The organism is Rathayibacter sp. AY1F4, assembly GCF_002931775.1.
Lineage (GTDB): Bacteria > Actinomycetota > Actinomycetes > Actinomycetales > Microbacteriaceae > Rathayibacter.
In genome coordinates this window covers 1-18,632 of the sequence record NZ_PSVE01000024.1, presented here as the reverse complement: position 1 = coordinate 18,632, position 18,632 = coordinate 1, and the positions used below count along the sequence as shown (strand labels likewise).

The following is an 18,632-nucleotide window of genomic DNA, read 5'->3' as shown; positions in this document are numbered from 1 at the left end:
CCGCTCTGCGGAACGCGCCACGTCGTGAAGCCGACCGCGCCGCGGCGGGCGGGGACCGCCGCGCCTTTCGTGGAGCCCGTCGACAGTGATCCGCGTGTCAGCGGATCGATGCCGGGCGACGCACCTCGCTCTGCGGAGCGCGCCGCGTCGTGAAGCCGACCGCGCCGCGGCGGGCGGGGACCGCCGCGCCTTTCGTGGAGCCCGTCGACAGCGATCCGCGTGCCAGCGGATCGATGCCGGGCGACGCACCTCGCTCTGCGGAGCGCGCCACGTCGTGAAGCCGACCGCGCCGCGGCGGGCGGGGACCGCCGCGGAAGAGGACTCAGTCCGTCTCGATGAGGATCCCGTCGTGGATGGCGCGCTTGCGGAGCGCCACCTTCGTGCCGACGTCGATGCCGACGACGCGGTACTTCTCGCGGATCCGCTTGAGGTACGACTTCGCCGTCTCCTCCGAGATGCCCAGCTCGAACGCGACCGACTTCACCGGCTCGCCGCCGCCGTAGAGGGCCATCACGCGGCGCTCCTGCGCGCTGAGCTTCGGCGCTCCGTCGGAGTCGCCGGTGGAGAGCGCCATGTCGAGCTCGTGCGAGATGTAGGAGTGGCCGTCCTTGGCCGCGCGGATCGCCTCGACGATCATGTCCGCGTCCTCGGTCTTCACCAGGTAGCCGAGGGCTCCTGAGGCGAGCGCCTCGCGGACCACGGCGGGCTCGGAGTAGGTGCTCATCAGCACGGTCTTCACCCCGGTGGTCTTGAGGGTCGAGAGCTTCACCGAGATCGGGATGTTGTCCTTGAGGTCGAGGTCGAGGAGGACGACGTCGACGGGGAACTCGGGGTGCGTGAGCAGCTCGGGCCAGGAGGCGACCGCGGCCACCAGCTGGATGTCGGAGGCGGCTCCGCGGATCCACTCCGTGAGCGCTCCGAGGAGCATCTTGTGGTCGTCCACGACCGCGAGAGTGATCTTCGCGTCAGCGGTGGGTGTCATCGGTGTCCTTCGGTCGGCGGTCGTCGGCGGTCTCTCGGCGGCTGCTCACCGGTCGGCGGGATTCTCGACCAGGCAGTCGATCTCGATCCGGAGCTCCCCGTCGCGCGAGGTGTCGCGGAAGACGCCGACCTGAGCGATAGCCTCCCACGTCGCTGGATCGACGCCGCGCAGGGGCGCGCCTGAGGAGCGGAGCGTGATCGGCACGAGCAGTCCTCGGGCGGCCGTCCCGGCTCCGGGATCGCGGGGACTGCCCGACTCGACGTGGAGGACCACGGCGAGCCCGGTCGCGCTGTCGGCCATCAGCCAGATCGCCGAGAGGAGCCCGTCGCGCTGCTGGTGCCCGAGGAGTCCGGCGGTGCCGTCCGGGTCGTCGAGCTCGACGAGCGGCGCGAGCAGCTCGGACTCGAGCACGGCATGGTGCAGCCAGGTCTCGCGCCGCCCCTCGATGAGGTGGAGGCGGAGTTGGGTGGCGAGCGAGGTCGCGTGGGCGGCGCGCTGGGCGTCGAGGGGCAGGCGGACCGAGCCGTCGCCCACCTCGGCGAGGAGGCGCTCGGCGGCGAGGTCGAGCCGTGCGAGCTCCTCCGAGGCGAGCATCCCGACCGCGTAGCGCGGGCCGAGCGTGGTGCTCTGCACGAGGGCGCGGTCGATCTCGAGCTGGACCATCCGGCGGAATCCGCGCATCATCACGACGACGACGACGGCCGGCGCGATCGTCACCACGAGGGCGCTGATGCGCACCGAGAGCGCGCCCGCGCCGCCCGACTCCATCGAGAGGAACGCGATCACCTCGGCGATCGCGACGAGGGCGCTCACCGCGAGGATCTCGATCCCGCGCCGGTGGACGATCAGCGCGGCGTGCGCGACGGCGCCCGCGACCGCAGCGGTGGGGACGGTGCGGGCCGCGCCGGAGTCGGTCACGGCCACCAGGTCGAGCACGACGGCGGCTCCGACGGCGACGAGGAAGCAGAGGTAGACCGGGAGCGGGAGGCGGCGTCCGCCGAGGTGGATCGCGAGGACGGTGGCCCCGAAGGCCAGGACGACGAGGACCCAGGCGATCGCCGCGGGCGCGAGGTCGCTGTAGCGGGCGGAGGTCGAGAGGAAGATCAGCAGCTCGTAGGTGAGGATCGCGGCGGCGATGCCGTTGAGGCCGCTGCCGAGGTAGTTGGTGCCGAGCCCCTCCTGCTGGCGGCGGACCGAGCGGGCCGACCGGGAGGAGCGGCCGTGCGTCGCGGGCACGCGTCCCAGCAGCGGGGCCCGAGACTCCGGTGCGGGGCTCACTTCGGGACTTCCAGCACCACGGTCGTCCCCGATCCGGGGGCGCTGAACAGGCGGGTGCGGCCGCCGACGTCCCCGAGCCGGGCGATCACCGACTCCTTGAAGCCGAGCTTCGTGTCGGGGACGGTCGCGATGTCGAAGCCCGCGCCCGCGTCCGTGACCATCGCGCGGACGGTCGTCTCGTCCTCGGTGATCGTCACGTCGGCCGAGGCGACGCCGGAGTGGCGGCGCACGTTCTCGAGGCACTCCGCCAGGGCGAGCACGAAGGAGTCGAGGGCCGCGCCGGTGAGCGCCACCTGGCCGGAGCCGTGCCAGATCACGTCGAGCCCCATCCGGCCGAAGCGGTTGCGGACGGTCTCGAGTGTGTTGGCCGCCGGGGCGGAGGTGACGCTGGTCAGCTGGTAGGAGCCGGACGCGCTCGGGGTGGGGGTCCCGCCGAGCCGGAGCTGGCGCAGGAGCTGCGCGTCCTGCGCCGCCTGCTGCCGGAGCGCGTCGACGGACACTCCGCGTCCCGAGTGCGCGAGGAGCGTGAGGGTGGCCAGCACCGTGTCGTGCAGGAGCCGCGCGCCCTGCCGGCGCTGCGCCTCCGTCTCGCTGGCGAGGCGCTCCACGCGGTGGGCGTTGCCGATGCTGTCGATCCGCCGTACCACCCGCGGGACCGCTGTGCCGATCCAGAGGGCGAAGCCGCAGAGCGTGCCCCAGGGCAGCAGGCTCTGGACGACCACGGTGGGGATCATGGTGCCGCTCGAGACGAGCACCGACGGGATCAGGCTCGGGAGGAGCACCGGCAGCAGCAGGAGCAGGCGGCGCGCGGACGTCGTCACGACCACGGCGATGCTCGCGGTCACGGCGTTCGCGGTGTTGACCAGGACGAACCCGGCGAAGTCGGCGCCCGGAGCGAGCCCCAGCGCGAGGCCCCAGCCCAGCAGCAGGCCGCCGACGGCGACCGCGATCACGCGGCTGCGGCGCCCCGTCCGGGCGAGCTCGATGTGGGCGGCCATCATGCCCAGGAGCAGCGCGACGGCGAACGGCACGGCGGCGGGCTGGAGCGTCCCGGGGATGAGGGCCATGCCGAGCGCCCCCGCCTCCGTGAGCAGGCCGATCCCGCAGGCGGAGTGGCGCAGCAGCCGGTCGCGCTCGCGGGCGCTGCGGATCATCGGCACGCTCTGGCCCCCTCCGGTCGTGGCGCGGGGCTGGCCCCCGTCTCACGATAGCCACTGCCCGGGTCGGTCGGCGCGGTTCGGGGCGTCGAACCGCGCCGGGGTCGGGCGGGTCAGGCCGTCGCGGGATGCGCCAGCAGCCGGGCGAGGTGCGCGCCGACTGCGTCGTCCTCGATGAGGAAGCCGTCGTGGCCGAACGTCGAGGTGATCACCGCGACCTCTCCGCCGTCGAGGGCGCCGGGAGCGTGCGCCGCGATGATCCGCTGGCCCTCGACCGGGAAGAGCCGGTCGCTGTCGATGCCGAGGACGAGGGTCGGGCTGGTGATCCGGGAGAGGGCGGCCGCCTCGCCGCCCCGGCCGCGGCCGACGTCGTGCGAGTTCATCGCCTCGACCAGCGTGATGTAGCTGTTCGCGTCGAAGCGGCGGGTGAACTTGTTGCCGTGGAAGTCGAGGTACGACTCCACGGCGAAGCGGCCGCCGCCGCCGAGCGGGCTGAGCCCCGACTGCCAGCTGCGCTCGAAGCGGTCGTTGAGCTCGGAGGGGCTGCGGTAGTTGAGCAGTGCCATCCGGCGGGCGAGCGCGAGGCCGTGGTACGGGCCCTGGCCGTCGCCGGCGTCGTAGTAGGAGCCGCCCGCGAAGGCCGCGTCGTTGCGGATCGCCTCGAGCTGCACGAAGTTGAGGGCGATCTGGTCGGCCGTGGCCCGCGGGGGAGCTGCGAGGACCGCGAGGCGCGCGACCCGCTCCGCGTGGTCGATACCCCACTCCAGCGCCTGCATCCCGCCCATCGAGCCGCCGATGACGGTGTGCCAGCGCTCGACGCCGAGCAGGTCGCTGAACTGCACCTGCGCCCTCACCTGGTCGCGGATGCTCGTGTACGGGAACCGTGCGCCCCACTCGTGGCCGTCGGGGGCGAGGGACGCGGGCCCCGTGGAGCCCTGGCAGCCGCCGAGCATGTTCGGGGCGACCACGAAGAAGCGGTCGGTGTCGATCACGAGGCCGGGGCCGACGAGTCCCGACCACCAGCCGTCCGTCGCGTGGCCGGGATCGCCGCGGCCGAGCAGGTGGGAGTCGCCGGTCAGCGCGTGCAGGACGAGGACGGCGTTGTCGCGGCGCTCGTTCAGCGCGCCCCAGCTCTCGTAGGCGATGCGGGCGTGGGGGAGGCGGCCGCCCGCCTCGAAGTCGAACGGGCCGAGGTCGACGAAGCGGCGTCCGCCAGGGTGGTCGCCGTCGCGCCAGGCTCCGGTGGCGGGCGGCTTGCCGATGACCGAGAGGAGCTGGCGCTCGGTGACGAACGCCGACGGGACCGTGTCCTCGAGTGTCTGCTGCCAGTCCATAGCGCTGTCCATCGTGTCAGAGCGCCGCGGGGCGGAGCCGTTTGTTACGCCCTGCTCCCGCGCTCCTCCGCCCGCGCGCAGAGCGCCCCGACGCGATCCCCGCGGACGGGGACCCCGTCAGGGCGCCGAGGGGCCTCAGGCGTTCGCGCGGGAGGCCTCGACGACGGCGCGCGCGGCGCGGAGGGCCTGGTCGAGGTCGGCGCGGAGGTCGTCGACGTTCTCGAGTCCCACCGACAGGCGCACCAGGCCCGGAGTGACGCCGGCGGTCAGCTGCTGCTCGGGCGAGAGCTGCGAGTGCGTGGTCGACGCGGGGTGGATGACGAGCGAGCGGACGTCGCCGATGTTGGCCAGGTGCGAGAACAGCTCCAGCGAGTCGACGAAGGCCCGGCCGGCGTCCACTCCGCCCTTGAGCTCGAACGAGAGCACCGCGCCCACGCCCTTCGGCGCGTAGCGGTTGGCCGCGGCGTACCAGGGCGAGGTGGGCAGGCCCGAGTAGTTCACCGAGGCGATGTCGGAGTGGTTCTCGAGGTACTCCGCGATCTCCTGCGCGTTCTGCACGTGGCGCTCGATCCGGAGCGAGAGGGTCTCGATGCCCTGGATGAGCTGCCAGGCGCTCGCCGGGGCGATCGAGGCGCCGAGGTCGCGCAGCAGCTGCACGCGGGCCTTGATGATGTAGGCGAGGGAGTCGCCGACCGCGTCGGTGTAGACGGCGCCGTGGTACGACTCGTCCGGCGTGGTGAGGCCGGGGAAGCGCTCGGCGTTCGCGGTCCACGAGAAGCGGCCGCCGTCGACGATCGCTCCGCCGATGACCGTGCCGTGGCCGCCGAGGAACTTGGTCGCCGAGTGCACGATGATGTCCGCGCCGTGCTCGAAGGGGCGGATCAGGTAGGGCGTCGCGATGGTGTTGTCGACGATCAGGGGCACGCCCGCGTCGTGCGCGACATCGGCCACGGTGCGGATGTCGAGGATGTTGATCTTGGGGTTGCCGACGGTCTCGGCGAAGAACAGCTTCGTGTTCGGGCGGACGGCGCGGCGCCACTCCTCGCGGTCGTCCTGGTTCTCGACGAAGGTCGTCTCGATGCCGAGCTTGGCGAGGGTGTACTTGAAGAGGTTGTAGGTGCCGCCGTAGATCGAGGACGACGAGACGATGTGGTCGCCGGCCTGGGCGATGTTCAGCACGGCCGCGGTCTCGGCGGCCTGGCCCGAGGCGAGCAGCAGGGCGCCGGAGCCGCCCTCGAGGGCGGTGAGCCGCTCCTCCACGACCGCCTGGGTCGGGTTCTGGATGCGGGTGTAGATGTTCCCGAACTCGGCCAGCGCGAACAGGTTCTGGGCGTGCTCCGCGTTGTCGAAGACGTAGGAGGTGGTCTGGTAGATCGGCGTCGCGCGGGCCTTGGTCACCGGGTCCGGCGCGGCGCCCGAGTGGATCTGCTTGGTCTCGAACTGCCACTTCTCGGAGTCGGTCATGGTGCTTCCCATCGGATCGTCGGGGTCGGGGACGGGGCCGTTCTCCGTCGCGACGAGCGTACGCGGGGGCCCGCCGGGCGGCCAGGACCGCCGACACACGGGGTAACGGCCGTCAGCGCTGCTCGGGCTGCCGGTCGCGCTTGGCGCCCGTGGGGTCGGCGCGGTCCGGGCGCGGAGGCCTCTCGTCGGCCACCGGGGCGAAGAGCCAGGCCGCGCGGGGCTCGACCAGCCGGTGGAAGACGGTGCGGGTCCAGCCCAGCGAGAGCGCGACCGAGACCGCGATGCAGAACACGATCATCAGCACGAGGGCGAGCGTGCTCTCCGTCTGCGAGAGGATCCCGGACTCCCGCAGCGGATAGAGGACGAAGCTGTGGAGGAGGTAGACGTACATCGTCGACTGCCCCCAGGCGGTGAGCGGGGTGCGGCGGCGGGGCACCAGCGCGAAGAGCGCGAGCGAGAGCACGACCGCTCCGGCCATCAGGGCCAGCCGCACCAGTCCGGCCCACCACTGGGTCTCGCCGAGGGCGTCGTAGGGGCGGTCGTAGAAGAACCAATAGCGCAGGTCCGCTGCGCGGAACGCCTCGATGTTGACGGTCATGACGACCGCCGTGACCGCGAAGAGCACGACCGCGAGGATCCGGGCGAGGAGCACCCGCGACGGCGGCTGATCGAGCCAGCGGTCGACGGCGGAGCGGCCGCCGGGGGCGAAGCCGCGCAGGCGCCAGCCGAACACGAAGAACGGCAGGATCCCGATCGCGCGCGCGAGCGAGAAGGTCGAGTCGATGTTGTCGTAGTAGCTGACCCCGACCGCGAGCACCACGCTGATCAGCAGCGGCCAGCGCAGCAGCGCCAGGTAGGGGAGGACGAGGCGGAAGATGCCCAGCGCGAGCAGGAACCACAGCGTCCAGCTCGGCTTCGTCGGGTTGAACTCCTGCTTGCCCTCGACCAGGAACTGCACCAGGGTCCAGATCGTCTCCATGATCAGGTAGGGCAGGAGGATGTCGGTCAGCACCCGCCGCATCGCGCGCCCGCTCGGTGCGCCGCTCTTGGAGAAGTAGCCCGAGATGATCGCGAACGCCGGCATGTGGAAGGCGTAGATCGTCAGGTAGACGATGAGCGAGGTGTCGGAGTTGGCCGTCAGCCGCTGGACGCCGTGCCCGATCACGACGAGGGTCACGCAGACGAAGCGCGCGTTGTCCCAGAGGGGAACGCGGCGCTTCGGGGTGACGGCTGTCCCGGCGGTCGCGGGAACCGGGTCGGCGGGCGGCACGCGGCCAGACTAGCGTTGGGCTGCGACGACGGAGTCGAGGGTGTCCGAGGCTTGACGGAAGGAAACGGGCGTGGATCGACGCGTTGTCGTGACAGGAGCGAGTTCAGGGATCGGGGCGGCCACGGTCCGCCTGTTCCGCGACCACGGCTGGGAGGTCGTCGCCGTCGCGCGCCGGCGCGACCGGCTGGAGGCGCTCGCCGCCGAGACCGGCGCCGGGTACTTCGCCGCCGACCTCACCGACGCCGCCCAGGTCGACGCTCTGCGCGACCACCTCTCCTCCTCCGGGCCCGTGCACGCCCTCGTGAACAACGCGGGCGGCGCGCTCGGACTCGACTCGGTCGAGAGGTCCGACCCCGAGGACTGGCGCCGCATGTTCGAGATCAACGTGCTCTCGGTGAAGCTCGTGACCAGCGCGCTGCTCCCGCTGCTGCGGGCTGGGATCCGGGGGAGCGGCACCTCCGCGGACATCGTGACGGTCACCTCGATCGCCGGCCACGTCGCCTACGAGGGCGGAGGCGGGTACAACGCCGCCAAGCACGCCGCGCACGCGCTGGTCGCCGTGCTGCGGCTCGAGCTGGCCGGCGAGCCGATCCGCGTGATCGAGATCGCGCCGGGGATGGTGCACACGGACGAGTTCTCGCTGGTCCGCTTCGGCGGCGACCGGGAGCGCGCCGACGCGGTCTACGCCGAGGTCCCCGACCCGCTGGTCGCGGAGGACGTCGCCGCTGCGATCGTCTCCTCGGTGGAGCTCCCCGCCCACGTCAACCTCGACCTCGTGACCATCAAGCCGGTCGCGCAGGCGGCCCCGCACAAGGTCGCGAAGGGACCCCTGGCCCCGCGCGCCTGACCGATGTGACGCGGAGGCCCGCGACGGCCTAGCCTGTCCCTCATGGTTTCCGACGCCGACGACTCCGCCGCCCTCCTCGCCGCCACGGAGAAGGAGGTGCTCGGCTGGCTCGAGTTCGGCGACGCCGCTCGGCACCTGGCCGACGACGTGGTCGCGTCGGGCTACCGGCCGGAGCTGGTCGTCGCCATCGCGCGCGGCGGTCTGCTCCTCGCGGGCGCCGTGGCCTACGCGCTCGGCATCAAGAGCTGCGGCGCGCTGAACGTCGAGTTCTACACCGGCGTCGAGGCGCGACTGGCGGAGCCCGTGGTGCTGCCGCCGCTGCTCGACGAGGCGTCCGTGCGCGGCAAGCGCATCCTCCTGGTCGACGACGTCTCCGACTCCGGCCACACCCTCGCCCTCTCGGTGAAGCTCATCCGCGCGATGGGTGCCGAGGTGCGCACCGTGACCCTCTACACGAAGCCGCGCACGGTGCTCGAGCCCGATTTCTTCTGGCGCCGCACCCCGCGCTGGATCGTCTTCCCCTGGTCAGCTCTGCCCCCGGTGGACGGAGCCCTCGCCGAGGACGACGAGTGAGCGTCCACCTCATCGGCGGCGGAGGCGGCGTCGAGCACGACCAGCAGCTGTACGGGGCGTTCCTCGCGGAGGCGCGCGCCCACGCGGTCGACGCCGGCCGGATCGAGGGCCCGCGCATCGCGATCGTCGTCGTCCACGACGGGCTCGGCCCCGAGGCCTACGCCGGCTACGCGGCACTGCTCGCGACGGTCGGCCCGCTCGACGCGTTCGCCGTGATGAAGCCGGAGGGCGGCCGGATCGATCCCGCGGTCTTCGACGACGTCGACGGGATCTTCGTCGGCGGAGGGCTGACCCCGGCCTACCGCGACGCGCTCGAGGCCTGCTTCCCGCGGCTGCGCGATCTCGTCTCCTCCGGAGTGCCGTACGCCGGCTACTCGGCGGGAGCCGCCGTCGCGGCCGACCGCGCCCTCGTCGGCGGCCACCGGATCGGCGGCGTCGCCGTCGTCCCGGAGGGCGCGGCGGAGGAGCTCGACGAGGTCACGGTGCTCGAGGGCATCGGTCTCATCGACGTGACGGTCGACGTGCACGCGGCGCAGTGGGGGACCCTCGGCCGCCTGGTCGCGGCCGTCGAGGCGGGCCTGGTCGACGGCGGCGTCGCGCTCGACGAGTCCACCGTGCTGATCGTCGGCACCGGCGCGCTCCGCGTCGGCGGCGCCGGCTCGGTGTGGCGCGTGAGCGGCAGCGACGCCGGAGTCGTCGTCGCGACGCTCGCGGCGGGCTGACCCGGTGGACCTCGCTGAGCTCGCGGCCTCGGGACTGATCGACAGGGGCTGGGCGGAGGCGCTCGCCCCCGTCGCCGGGGACATCGCCGCGATGGGCGACTTCCTCCGCGGCGAGGTCGCGGCCGGCCGGCCCTACCTCCCCGCGGGCCGCGACGTGCTCCGCGCCTTCGCCGCACCGCTCGCGGACGTGCGCGTCCTCATCGTCGGACAGGACCCGTACCCGACGCCCGGGCACCCGATCGGGCTGTCCTTCGCGGTCGAGCGCCACGTGCGCCCGCTGCCGAGGAGCCTGCAGAACATCCACCGCGAGCTCCGGGACGATCTCGGCGTCGAGCCGCCCGAGCACGGCGACCTCAGCGGCTGGACCTCGAGGGGCGTGATGCTGCTCAACCGGGTCCTCACCGTCGCCCCCGGCGCTCCCGCCTCGCACCGCGGGAAGGGCTGGGAGGCGGTCACCGAGCACGCGATCCGCACGCTGGCCGCCCGGGACGCGCCTCTCGTCGCGATCCTCTGGGGCCGCGACGCCGCGTCGCTCCGCCCGATGCTGGGGGAGGCCGGAGTGATCGAGAGCGCGCACCCCAGCCCGCTGTCGGCCTCGCGCGGCTTCTTCGGCTCCCGGCCGTTCAGCCGCGCCAACGCCCTCCTGGAGGAGCGCGGCGCGGAGCCGGTCGACTGGAGCGCTCTCGCGTGACCGGGCGCTCGCCCGCGGGGCGGCTACGCTGGCCCGGATCGATGGGCGGAGCAGAAGGAGAGCCGGATGCTTGAGGAAGAGTACGAGAGCCGGCGCGTCCTGCCGCCGCACCTGCGGAAGGCGCCGCCTCCCGAGCCCGGCTTCTCGTTCGAGATCCGCGACGCCCGCGACGCCGACCTCCCGGACATCCGCGAGATCTACAACCACTACGTGCGCAACACGGTGGTGACCTTCGACGAGGACGACTCGACGCTGAAGGAGTGGCGGACGAAGTTCTCCCGCAACCAGAAGCTCGGGCTGCCCTTCATCGTGGCCGTCTCGCCGTCGGGCCAGATCCTCGGCTACGCGATGGTGTCGCCGTGGTCCTCCAAGCGGGCGTACCGCTTCACCGTGGAGAACTCGATCTACCTGCGGGCGGCCTCCACCGGCAAGGGCCTCGGCCGGGCGCTGATGGCCGATCTCCTCGAGCGCGCGAAGGCCGTGGGGATCCGTCAGATCATGGCCGTCATCGCCGACAAGGGCGCGGAGGCGTCGCTGGCGATGCACGCGCAGTTCGGATTCGTCGAGGTCGGCCGGATGGGCCGCGTCGGCTTCAAGTTCGAGCGCTGGCTCAGCACCGTCCTGTTGCAGAAGACCCTCAAGTAGGGCCGACCCGCCCCTGCGAATGCGCCTCATCGACAGGTGCCGGGGAGCGCGCCGTCCCTACACTGGACGGCATGGAATGGCTCGTCCCGCTCATCGTCGTCGTCGCGCTCGTCGTCATCCTCGGGGTCTACCTCTGGGCGACGTACAACTCGCTGGTCACCCTCAACGTCCGCGTGGACGAGGCGTGGAGCGACATCACCGTCCAGCTGAAGCGCCGTGCGGATCTGATCCCCAACGTGATCGACTCCGTGAAGGGCTACGCCTCGCACGAGCGCCAGGTCTTCGAGTCGGTGACGCAGGCTCGCGCCGAGACGCTGCAGGCCCAGGGTCCGGCGGAGGCGTCGGTCGCCGAGGACCACATGCAGAGCGCGCTGAAGTCGATCTTCGCGGTCGCGGAGGCGTACCCCCAGCTGCAGGCGAGCCAGAACTTCCTCCAGCTGCAGGGCGAGCTGGTCGACACCGAGGACAAGATCCAGTCGGCCCGGCGCTTCTACAACGGCGGCGTGCGCGAGATGAACACCAAGGTGAAGGTCTTCCCGAACACGCTCTTCTCGCGTCGGCTCGGCTTCTCGGAGCGCGAGTTCTTCGAGGTCGGCGATCTCGCCGCGATCTCGGAGCCCCCGCGCGTCCAGTTCTAGGCAGCCGCCGTGTACAGCGCGATCGCCCGCAACAAGCGCAACACGGTCCTGATCCTCGTCCTGTTCCTGGTGATCATCGGCGGCCTGGGCGCCCTGGCGGCAGCGGTCTACCGCAGCACGACGATCGTCGTGGTGGTCCTCGTGATCGCCGCCGGGTACGCGTTCTTCCAATACTTCTTCGCCGCTCGCCAGGCGGTCGCGCTCAGCGGCGGCATGGCGGTGGAGAAGGCGGACGAGCCGAGGCTGTACCGCATCGTCGAGAACCTCTCGATCGCGACGGGCACGCCGATGCCGAAGGTGTACCTGATCGACGACCCGGCGCCGAACGCGTTCGCGACCGGCCGCGACCCCGAGCACGCCGTCGTCGCCGCGACGACCGGCCTGCTCGCGATCATGGACGACGCCGAGCTGGAGGGCGTGATGGCCCACGAGCTGGGCCACGTCCGCAACTACGACATCCGCGTCTCGATGATCGTCTTCGGTCTCGTCGTCGCGGTGGGCTTCCTCTCGGACGCCTTCCTCCGCCTGGCCTTCTTCGGGCGGGGCGGCAACGGCAACGGCGGGGGCAACCCCGCGCTCCTGGTCGTCGGGCTGGTGTCGATGGTCCTCGCGCCTATCGTGGCCTCGGTCGTCCAGCTCTCGATCTCCCGTCAGCGCGAGTACCTCGCCGATGCGACCGGTGCTCTGACGACCCGCCACCCCGACGCCCTCGCGCGCGCCCTGCTGAAGCTCGAGTCCGCGGGCCGGCCGATGCGGCGGCAGAACAGCTCGATGGCGCACCTCTGGATCGCCGACCCGTCGAAGCCGGGAGTGGTCGCGCGCCTCTTCGCGACCCACCCGCCGATCGCGGACCGCGTCGCCCGCCTCTCCGAGATGGGCTCGCGCTTCTAGCAGGCCGATCCGGCCGACGCCCCGTCGACGATCGCCGCCCCGCACCGCCTCCCGCTTCGGCCAGAGATGCGCCCGTCACCGTGCCGGACGGGACCTCACCCGGTCGGAGCCGCGAGCGGACCGCCGTCGACGGTCGTCAGGTACTCGGCGAAGACCGGCGCCGGGTCGATGCCCCTCGCGGCCGCGTCGACCAGCGCCCGCCGGACCAGGGCGAGGACGACGGTGGCCAGGACGGCCGCCCGGTGCGGGGACGTGCGGCCGAGCCCCATCCGCTCCGCGAGGAACGGCGTCAGCGCCTCCTCGCCGTCGTGCAGCGACTGCGCCCAGACGGCGCGCATCGCCGAGGTCTCGGTCAGCAGGGGGATCAGCCGGAGGGTGCGGTCGAGCTGGGGACCGGAGGCCGCCGCGGCGAAGGCGTGACCGAGCGCCGCGTTCAGCGGCTCGGCGGCCGGGCGCTCGAGCAAGGCGCGTCCCATCGCGGCGATCGCGGCGGCGAGCACCGGGCGCACGCAGTCCTCCTTCCCGCCGAGGTACCGGTGGAAGGTCCGGAGGGAGACGCCGGCCGCGTGGGCGAGCTCGCCCGTGCCGACCCCGACGACGCTCCCGCGCTCGAGCAGACGGGCGACGCAGCGCTCCGAGAGCGCCAGCGCCAGGACGCCGCCGGGCCCGCTCACGCGATCCTCCGCAGTGCTGCGGCGAGGGCGGCCGCGAGGTCGCCGCGACCGACGACCTCGACGGCGTCGAGGCGCTGCCAGGCCGCCGCCTCGACCAGCAGCGCGGCGAGCCGCTCCGGCGTGTCGGCCGGGGCCCCCGGCTCGAGCCAGGCGGCCTGCACGAGGAGGACCCGGCGCTTGCGCTCGCTCTTGAGGTCGACCCGTGCAGCGATCACGTCGTCGAGGAGCACGGGGAGGACGTAGTAGCCGTGGACCCGCTGCTCGGCCGGGGTGTAGATCTCGATCCGGTAGTGGAAGCCGAAGAACAGCTCGGCCCTCGGCCGGTGCCAGACCACGGGGTCGAACGGCGAGAGGAGCGCGTCCGCCCGGAGCGTGCGGGGGCGTCGGGCGTCGACGTGCCGCCAGAGCGGCACGGGTCGCCCGCCCCGCTCCCAGCCGCGCACCTCGACGCGCTCGAGCTCGCCCGCCTCGACCAGCTCGTCGATCGCGACGCGCGTGGGGGACTGGAGCAGCCGGTGGTAATCGGCCAGGTCGCCGAGGGTGCCGATCCCGTGAGCCCGGGCCGCCCGGCGCGCGAGCTCGCGGACGGCGTCGGGGAGGGGCACGTCGGCATCGAGCACCGCGCTCGGGAGGAGCCGCTCGGCGAGACCGTAGGAGCGCTCGAAGCGCGTGCGCCCCGCCGTCACCACCTCGCCCCAGCGGAACAGGACCTCGAGGCCGCGCTTGATGTCGGACCAGCCCCACCAGGGGCCCGTGCGGACGTTGGCCTCGTGCTCGATCTCGGAGGCGCGGAGGGGACCGTCGGCGAGCGCGGCGCGGAGCCAGTCGAGGGTGGCGTGGTTCTCGTGGGCCCAGCCCTCGTGCTCGGGCAGGCGGACCCGGCGGTAGTGCTCCATCCGCCAGCGGTAGAGCGGGAGGTCCTCGCGGCGGACGAGGGCGGCCTCGTGGGCCCAGTACTCGACGTAGGGGCCGTCGGGGGAGAAGGCCGCTGCGTCGAGGAGGGAGCGCTCGTAGGGGCCGAGCCGCGCGAGCAGCGGCAGGTAGTGGCTCCGCTCGAAGACGTTCACCGAGTCGAGCTGGAGCGGGCGGATCCGGTCCACGGCGGCGCGCACCCGGCGCGCGTCGACCCGGGAGGGACGGGGGACGCCGAACCCCTGCGCCGCCAGGGCGATGCGGCGCGCCAGCGCGGGGGAGAGCTGCTCGGTCATGGTCCGCCCACGCTAGCGAACGCCCCCGACATCGCCGTCCCCGATTCGGCCCCCGGCGTTCGCCCGGCATTCACCGCCGCGCTCCCTCGCCGTCTCGCGGCGCTCCTACCGTGCCCGAGGCCGTCCCACCGGGGCGGCCCACCCGACTCCTGGAGGACCCTTGACCATTCAGCGCCTGTCGCGCACCGCCGCGGTCGCCGCCGCCGGCACCGCCCTCGTCTTCACGCTCTCGGCCTGCTCCGGCGGCGCCACCGCCTCGTCCGACGGCGGCGGCGCGGACGCGGCGTCCGCCACGTCCGCCGCGGACCTCGGCGGGCTGGACGCCCTGGTCGAGGCCGCGAAGGCCGAGGGCGAGCTCAACGTCATCGCCCTGCCCGACACCTGGGCGAACTACGGCGAGCTGATCAGCGGCTTCGAGGACGAGTACGGCATCACCGTGAACTCCGCCGACCCCGACGTCTCCTCCGCGGAGGAGATCAGCGCGGCGAAGAACCTCGCCGGGCAGGACACCGCTCCCGACGTGTTCGACCTGGGACCGGCCGTCGCTCTGGCGAACACGGACATGTTCGCGTCGTACAAGGTCGAGTCCTGGGGCGACATCCCCGAGGGGAACAAGGAGGAGTCGGGCCTCTGGGTCAACGACTACACCGGCCTGATGTCGATCGGGTTCGACGCGGACGCGGTGCCTGCGCCCACGTCGCTCGAGGACCTCCTCGGCGCCGACTACCGCGGCTCGGTCGCGATCAACGGCGACCCGACCCAGGCGGGAGCCGCCGCGGCCGCGGTGCAGCTCGCGGCTCTCCAGTCCGGCGGCTCCGCCGACGACGTCCAGGCGGGGATCGACTTCTTCGAGAGGCTGAACGACGCCGGCAACTTCCTGCCGCTGGACCCGACCGACGCCACCGTCGCCTCGGGCGAGACCCCGGTCGTCTTCGACTGGAGCTACAACAACCTCGCCGCCGGGAAGGCGAACGAGGGCACCCGCGAGTGGACGACGACCGTCCTCCCGGGCTCCGCCGTCGGCAGCTACTACAACCAGGCGGTCAACGCCGACGCTCCGCACCCCGCGGCCGCGCGGCTCTGGCAGGAGTACCTCTACTCCGACGCCGCGCAGAACCTCTACCTCGCCGCCGGCGCCTACCCGGTGCGCCTGGCCGCGATGACCGAGGCCGGCACGGTCGACCAGGACGCGCTCGACGCCGTCGGCGCCGCTCCCTCCGACCTCGTCCAGTTCACGGAGGAGCAGACCGAGGCGGCCTCGTCGCTCCTCGCCGAGAAGTGGGCCGCGGCGATCCAGTGACCACCGCTCCCGCCGAGGCCGTCTCCGGGGCGTCCGCGCCCCGGGGACGGCGCGGCACCCCGGCCGTGCTGGGCGTCGCCCCCTTCGCGCTCTACGTCCTGCTGTTCCTGGCCGTCCCCACGGTCCTCGCCGTGGCGACCGGATTCACGGACGGAGACGGCCGCTTCACCACGGCTAACGTGCTCGCGCTCGGGGATCCCGTCGTGCTGTCCGCCTTCGGCGCGTCGCTCGGGCTCTCGGCCGTCACCGCCGTCGTCGGCGCGATGCTGGGCGCGGTCGTGTGCCTGGCCCTGCTCGGCTCCGATCCGCGCGGGGCGCTCCGGACCGTCGTCGATGCAGCGGCGAGCGTCCTCGCGCAGTTCGGCGGCGTGATGCTCGCGTTCGCGTTCATCGCGACGATCGGCGTGCAGGGGCTGGTGACCACCCTCCTCGCGGGAGCGGGCGTCGACCTCTACGCCGACGGCGTGTGGCTCTACCAGCTGCCCGGGCTCGTCCTCCCCTACCTCTACTTCCAGGTGCCCCTGATGGTGCTCATGTTCCTGCCCGCGCTCGAGGGCCTGCGCCCGGAGTGGGCCGAGGCGAACGCGGTGCTCGGCGGGGGCCGGCTCGGCTACTGGCTGCACGTGGCCCTCCCGGTGCTGGCGCCGTCGTTCCTCGGCTGCGTGCTGCTGCTGTTCGCGAACGCGTTCTCCTCCTTCGCCACCGCGGCGGCGCTGATCAGCCAGGGCGCGCAGATCGTCCCCCTGCAGATCCGCGCCGCGCTGGTCAGCGAGACGGTGCTGGGCCGTGAGAACCTCGCGGGCGCCCTCGCGCTCGGGATGCTCGCGGTGATGGTGGTCCTGATGTCCGGGTACGCGCTGCTGCAGCGCCGGGCCCGGCGGTGGCAGCGATGAGGCCCGCGCGGCTCCTGTCCGGGGCGGTGCTCGTGATCACCGGGCTGGTGTTCGCCGTCCCGATCGTCGCGATGGCGGAGTTCACGCTCCGCGGCGCCGGCGGCCACGACCTCTCGCACTGGACGGCGATCCTCGACCCGGAGAACGAGCGCGCCTACCGCTCGCTGTTCCAGGGGATCGGCAACTCGCTGGTCCTCGCCGTCGTCACCGCCCTCATCGTCCTGGTCCTTCTGGTGCCGACGATGCTGCTCGTCGAGATCCGGCTCCCGCGCCTGCGCCGGGCTCTGGAGCTGGTCTGCCTGCTCCCGCTGACCGTGCCCGCCATCGTCCTCGTCGTCGGCCTCGCGCCGGTCTACTCCGTGGTCACCGAGCTCGCCGGCTCCGCGCCGTGGACGCTCGCTCTCGCCTACGGGGTGCTGGTCCTGCCCTACGCCTACCGCGCCGTGGCGGCGGACCTCGCCGGTCTCGACGCCGTGACGCTCTCGGAAGCGGCCCGCTCGCTCGGCGCGGGCCCGCTCGCGGTGCTCGGGAGGGTCCTCCTGCCGAACCTGCGCCGGGGCCTGGTCGCGGCCGCGCTGATCACCGTCGCAGTCGTTCTCGGCGAGTACACGATCGCCTCGCTCCTCAGCCGCACCACCCTCCAGACCGGCCTGGTGCAGGTGTCGAAGTCCGACGCCTACGTCGCCGTGATCTTCTCGCTGCTCTCGCTCCTCTTCGCCTTCGCCCTCCTGCTCGGGATCGGCCGCCTCGCGCGGATCGGCCTGCCGACGGGCCGGGCGCGCTCCTCGAAAGGCTCCTCGTGACCGCTCTTACCCTCCCCGGCGCCCGCGTGCGCTTCGTCGACGTGGAGCGGCACTACGGCTCCGCGCGAGCGCTCGACGGCGTCTCGTTCGACGTGGCACCGGGCGAGTTCATCGCGCTGCTGGGCCCCTCCGGCTGCGGCAAGACCACAGCCCTGCGCGCCCTCAGCGGTCTCGAGCGGATCGACGCGGGGCGGATCCTCGTCGACGAGGAGGACGTCGCCCACGTCCCCGTCGCGAAGCGCGACATGGGCATGGTCTTCCAGTCGTACTCGCTCTTCCCGCACCTGCGGGCGCGCGAGAACGTCGAGTTCGGGCTGCGCACCCGGGGAGTCGGGGCGCGCCAGCGCCGGGCGGCCGCGGGGGAGGCGCTGGAGGTCGTGGGCCTCGGCGCCCTCGGCGACCGCTACGCGCACGAGCTCTCCGGCGGCCAGCAGCAGCGGGTGGCGCTCGCGCGCGCCCTCGTCACGCGGCCGCGGGTGCTGCTGCTGGACGAGCCGCTGTCTGCCCTCGACGCGAAGGTCCGCGTCCAGCTGCGCGACGAGATCAAGCGCCTGCAGTCCGAGATCGGCATCACCACGTTCTTCGTCACGCACGACCAGGAGGAGGCGCTCGCCGTCGCCGACCGCGTCGCCGTGATGAACGCCGGGCGGATCGAGCAGCTGGGCGCGCCGGAGGACCTCTACGCGCGCCCGGCGACCGCCTTCACGGCCCGCTTCGTCGGCCTCTCGACGGTGGTCGCGGGGACGGTCTCGTCGGGATCGGTCCTCGCGCTCGGCGTGCGCCTGCCGCTCGTCGACGCGGCGGCGGCCGACGGGCCCGTGTCGGTGTTCCTCCGCCCCGAGGACCTCGCCGTCGTGGCCGACGGCGCTCCCGACTCCCTGCCCGGAGTCGTCCTCGCCTCGAGCTTCCTGGGGCCGGTGCGGCGCTCGACAGTCCGGCTGTCGACGGGCGAGGAGGTCACCGTCCAGCACGCGTCGGGGCACCGCCTCGAGCCGGGGGAGCGGGTCGGCGTGCTGCCCGCGCGGCGCCCGGTCGCGGTCGGTCCGGCACCGGAGCAGGCGGCGGTCGGCGCCGCCGCATGAGCACTCCCCGGGGATACCGCGCGGGGTATGCGCCGGGGCCTAGTCTGGGCAGATGAGACTCGGCAGGTCCCGCCGCACCTCCGGCCCGCGCGCCGTCCAGCCCGCCGATCACCACGACGATCCCCAGCTCCGCCAGGACGACGGCCGCCCACTTGGGCCAGCGGTGGCGCTGGAGGAAGC

19 protein-coding genes are annotated in these 18,632 nt (G+C 73.1%); 11 read left to right on the top strand and 8 right to left on the bottom strand.

The features are described 5' to 3' along the window. Positions 1 to 322: 322 nt before the first annotated feature. From C5C59_RS13915 to C5C59_RS13890, 6 genes are all read right to left on the bottom strand, one after another. Positions 323 to 982, bottom strand: coding sequence for a response regulator (locus C5C59_RS13915; RefSeq protein ID WP_104224447.1), 660 nt, complete (start codon positions 980 to 982; stop codon positions 323 to 325). Positions 983 to 1,027: 45 nt separating this feature from the next. Continuing rightward, on the bottom strand, positions 1,028 to 2,218 hold the full coding sequence (locus tag C5C59_RS13910) for a hypothetical protein (RefSeq protein WP_104237842.1): 1,191 nt from the start codon (positions 2,216 to 2,218) through the stop codon (positions 1,028 to 1,030). A gap of 38 nt (positions 2,219 to 2,256) precedes the next feature. After that, positions 2,257 to 3,414, bottom strand: a complete 1,158-nt coding sequence (locus tag C5C59_RS13905) for a sensor histidine kinase (protein WP_104251294.1) — start codon at positions 3,412 to 3,414, stop codon at positions 2,257 to 2,259. Positions 3,415 to 3,530: 116 nt separating this feature from the next. Then, complete coding sequence (locus C5C59_RS13900) at positions 3,531 to 4,751, bottom strand: homoserine O-acetyltransferase (protein ID WP_104224444.1); 1,221 nt, start codon at positions 4,749 to 4,751, stop codon at positions 3,531 to 3,533. Between the two features lie 135 nt (positions 4,752 to 4,886). Continuing rightward, the gene (locus C5C59_RS13895) at positions 4,887 to 6,215 is read right to left on the bottom strand and encodes a bifunctional o-acetylhomoserine/o-acetylserine sulfhydrylase (protein ID WP_104237865.1); all 1,329 of its coding nucleotides are present in this window, start codon (positions 6,213 to 6,215) and stop codon (positions 4,887 to 4,889) included. 112 nt (positions 6,216 to 6,327) lie between these two features. Beyond that, positions 6,328 to 7,485, bottom strand: a complete 1,158-nt coding sequence (locus tag C5C59_RS13890) for an acyltransferase family protein (RefSeq protein WP_104237866.1) — start codon at positions 7,483 to 7,485, stop codon at positions 6,328 to 6,330. Between the two features lie 70 nt (positions 7,486 to 7,555). Between C5C59_RS13890 and C5C59_RS13885 the strand changes: the two genes are divergently transcribed. The 7 genes from C5C59_RS13885 to C5C59_RS13855 all read left to right on the top strand — a co-directional run bounded on the left by C5C59_RS13885 (position 7,556) and on the right by C5C59_RS13855 (position 12,492). Beyond that, a complete protein-coding gene (locus C5C59_RS13885; protein ID WP_258060501.1) occupies positions 7,556 to 8,332 on the top strand; it encodes an SDR family oxidoreductase in 777 nt (258 codons plus the stop codon). A gap of 42 nt (positions 8,333 to 8,374) precedes the next feature. Then, positions 8,375 to 8,905 (top strand): phosphoribosyltransferase, encoded by a 531-nt coding sequence (locus C5C59_RS13880; protein WP_104224441.1) that lies wholly within the window; start codon positions 8,375 to 8,377, stop codon positions 8,903 to 8,905. Next, positions 8,902 to 9,627, top strand: coding sequence for a peptidase S51 (locus tag C5C59_RS13875; RefSeq protein WP_104224440.1), 726 nt, complete (start codon positions 8,902 to 8,904; stop codon positions 9,625 to 9,627). Before C5C59_RS13880 ends, C5C59_RS13875 begins: the two co-directional genes overlap by 4 nt. Before the next feature lie 4 nt (positions 9,628 to 9,631). Next, entirely contained in the window at positions 9,632 to 10,318 is a 687-nt protein-coding gene (locus C5C59_RS13870; RefSeq protein WP_104237839.1) for a uracil-DNA glycosylase, read from the top strand. Positions 10,319 to 10,384: 66 nt separating this feature from the next. Next, complete coding sequence (locus tag C5C59_RS13865; protein ID WP_104237838.1) at positions 10,385 to 10,963, top strand: GNAT family N-acetyltransferase; 579 nt, start codon at positions 10,385 to 10,387, stop codon at positions 10,961 to 10,963. Between the two features lie 71 nt (positions 10,964 to 11,034). After that, entirely contained in the window at positions 11,035 to 11,601 is a 567-nt protein-coding gene (locus tag C5C59_RS13860; RefSeq protein WP_104225511.1) for a LemA family protein, read from the top strand. Positions 11,602 to 11,610: 9 nt separating this feature from the next. Continuing rightward, the gene (locus C5C59_RS13855) at positions 11,611 to 12,492 is read left to right on the top strand and encodes a M48 family metalloprotease (RefSeq protein ID WP_104251293.1); all 882 of its coding nucleotides are present in this window, start codon (positions 11,611 to 11,613) and stop codon (positions 12,490 to 12,492) included. Between the two features lie 95 nt (positions 12,493 to 12,587). Here C5C59_RS13855 and C5C59_RS13850 read toward each other — a convergent pair whose 3' ends face one another. Together C5C59_RS13850 and C5C59_RS13845 are read right to left on the bottom strand one after the other, a co-directional pair. Next, a complete protein-coding gene (locus C5C59_RS13850; protein ID WP_104237836.1) occupies positions 12,588 to 13,166 on the bottom strand; it encodes a TetR/AcrR family transcriptional regulator in 579 nt (192 codons plus the stop codon). Continuing rightward, positions 13,163 to 14,374, bottom strand: coding sequence for a winged helix-turn-helix domain-containing protein (locus tag C5C59_RS13845; protein ID WP_104237835.1), 1,212 nt, complete (start codon positions 14,372 to 14,374; stop codon positions 13,163 to 13,165). The genes C5C59_RS13850 and C5C59_RS13845 overlap by 4 nt, the downstream gene beginning before the upstream one ends. 160 nt (positions 14,375 to 14,534) lie before the next feature. Here C5C59_RS13845 and C5C59_RS13840 point away from each other — a divergent pair, with 160 nt between their 5' ends. Genes C5C59_RS13840 through C5C59_RS13825 form a run of 4 tightly spaced genes read left to right on the top strand, consistent with a single transcriptional unit; the run spans position 14,535 to position 18,452 of the window. After that, positions 14,535 to 15,674 (top strand): ABC transporter substrate-binding protein, encoded by a 1,140-nt coding sequence (locus C5C59_RS13840; protein WP_104237834.1) that lies wholly within the window; start codon positions 14,535 to 14,537, stop codon positions 15,672 to 15,674. Then, on the top strand, positions 15,671 to 16,567 hold the full coding sequence (locus tag C5C59_RS13835; RefSeq protein WP_104237870.1) for an ABC transporter permease subunit: 897 nt from the start codon (positions 15,671 to 15,673) through the stop codon (positions 16,565 to 16,567). The genes C5C59_RS13840 and C5C59_RS13835 overlap by 4 nt, the downstream gene beginning before the upstream one ends. Beyond that, the gene (locus C5C59_RS13830; RefSeq protein WP_104251292.1) at positions 16,564 to 17,370 is read left to right on the top strand and encodes an ABC transporter permease; all 807 of its coding nucleotides are present in this window, start codon (positions 16,564 to 16,566) and stop codon (positions 17,368 to 17,370) included. Before C5C59_RS13835 ends, C5C59_RS13830 begins: the two co-directional genes overlap by 4 nt. After that, the gene (locus C5C59_RS13825; protein ID WP_104237832.1) at positions 17,367 to 18,452 is read left to right on the top strand and encodes an ABC transporter ATP-binding protein; all 1,086 of its coding nucleotides are present in this window, start codon (positions 17,367 to 17,369) and stop codon (positions 18,450 to 18,452) included. Before C5C59_RS13830 ends, C5C59_RS13825 begins: the two co-directional genes overlap by 4 nt. Positions 18,453 to 18,632 lie beyond the last annotated feature (180 nt).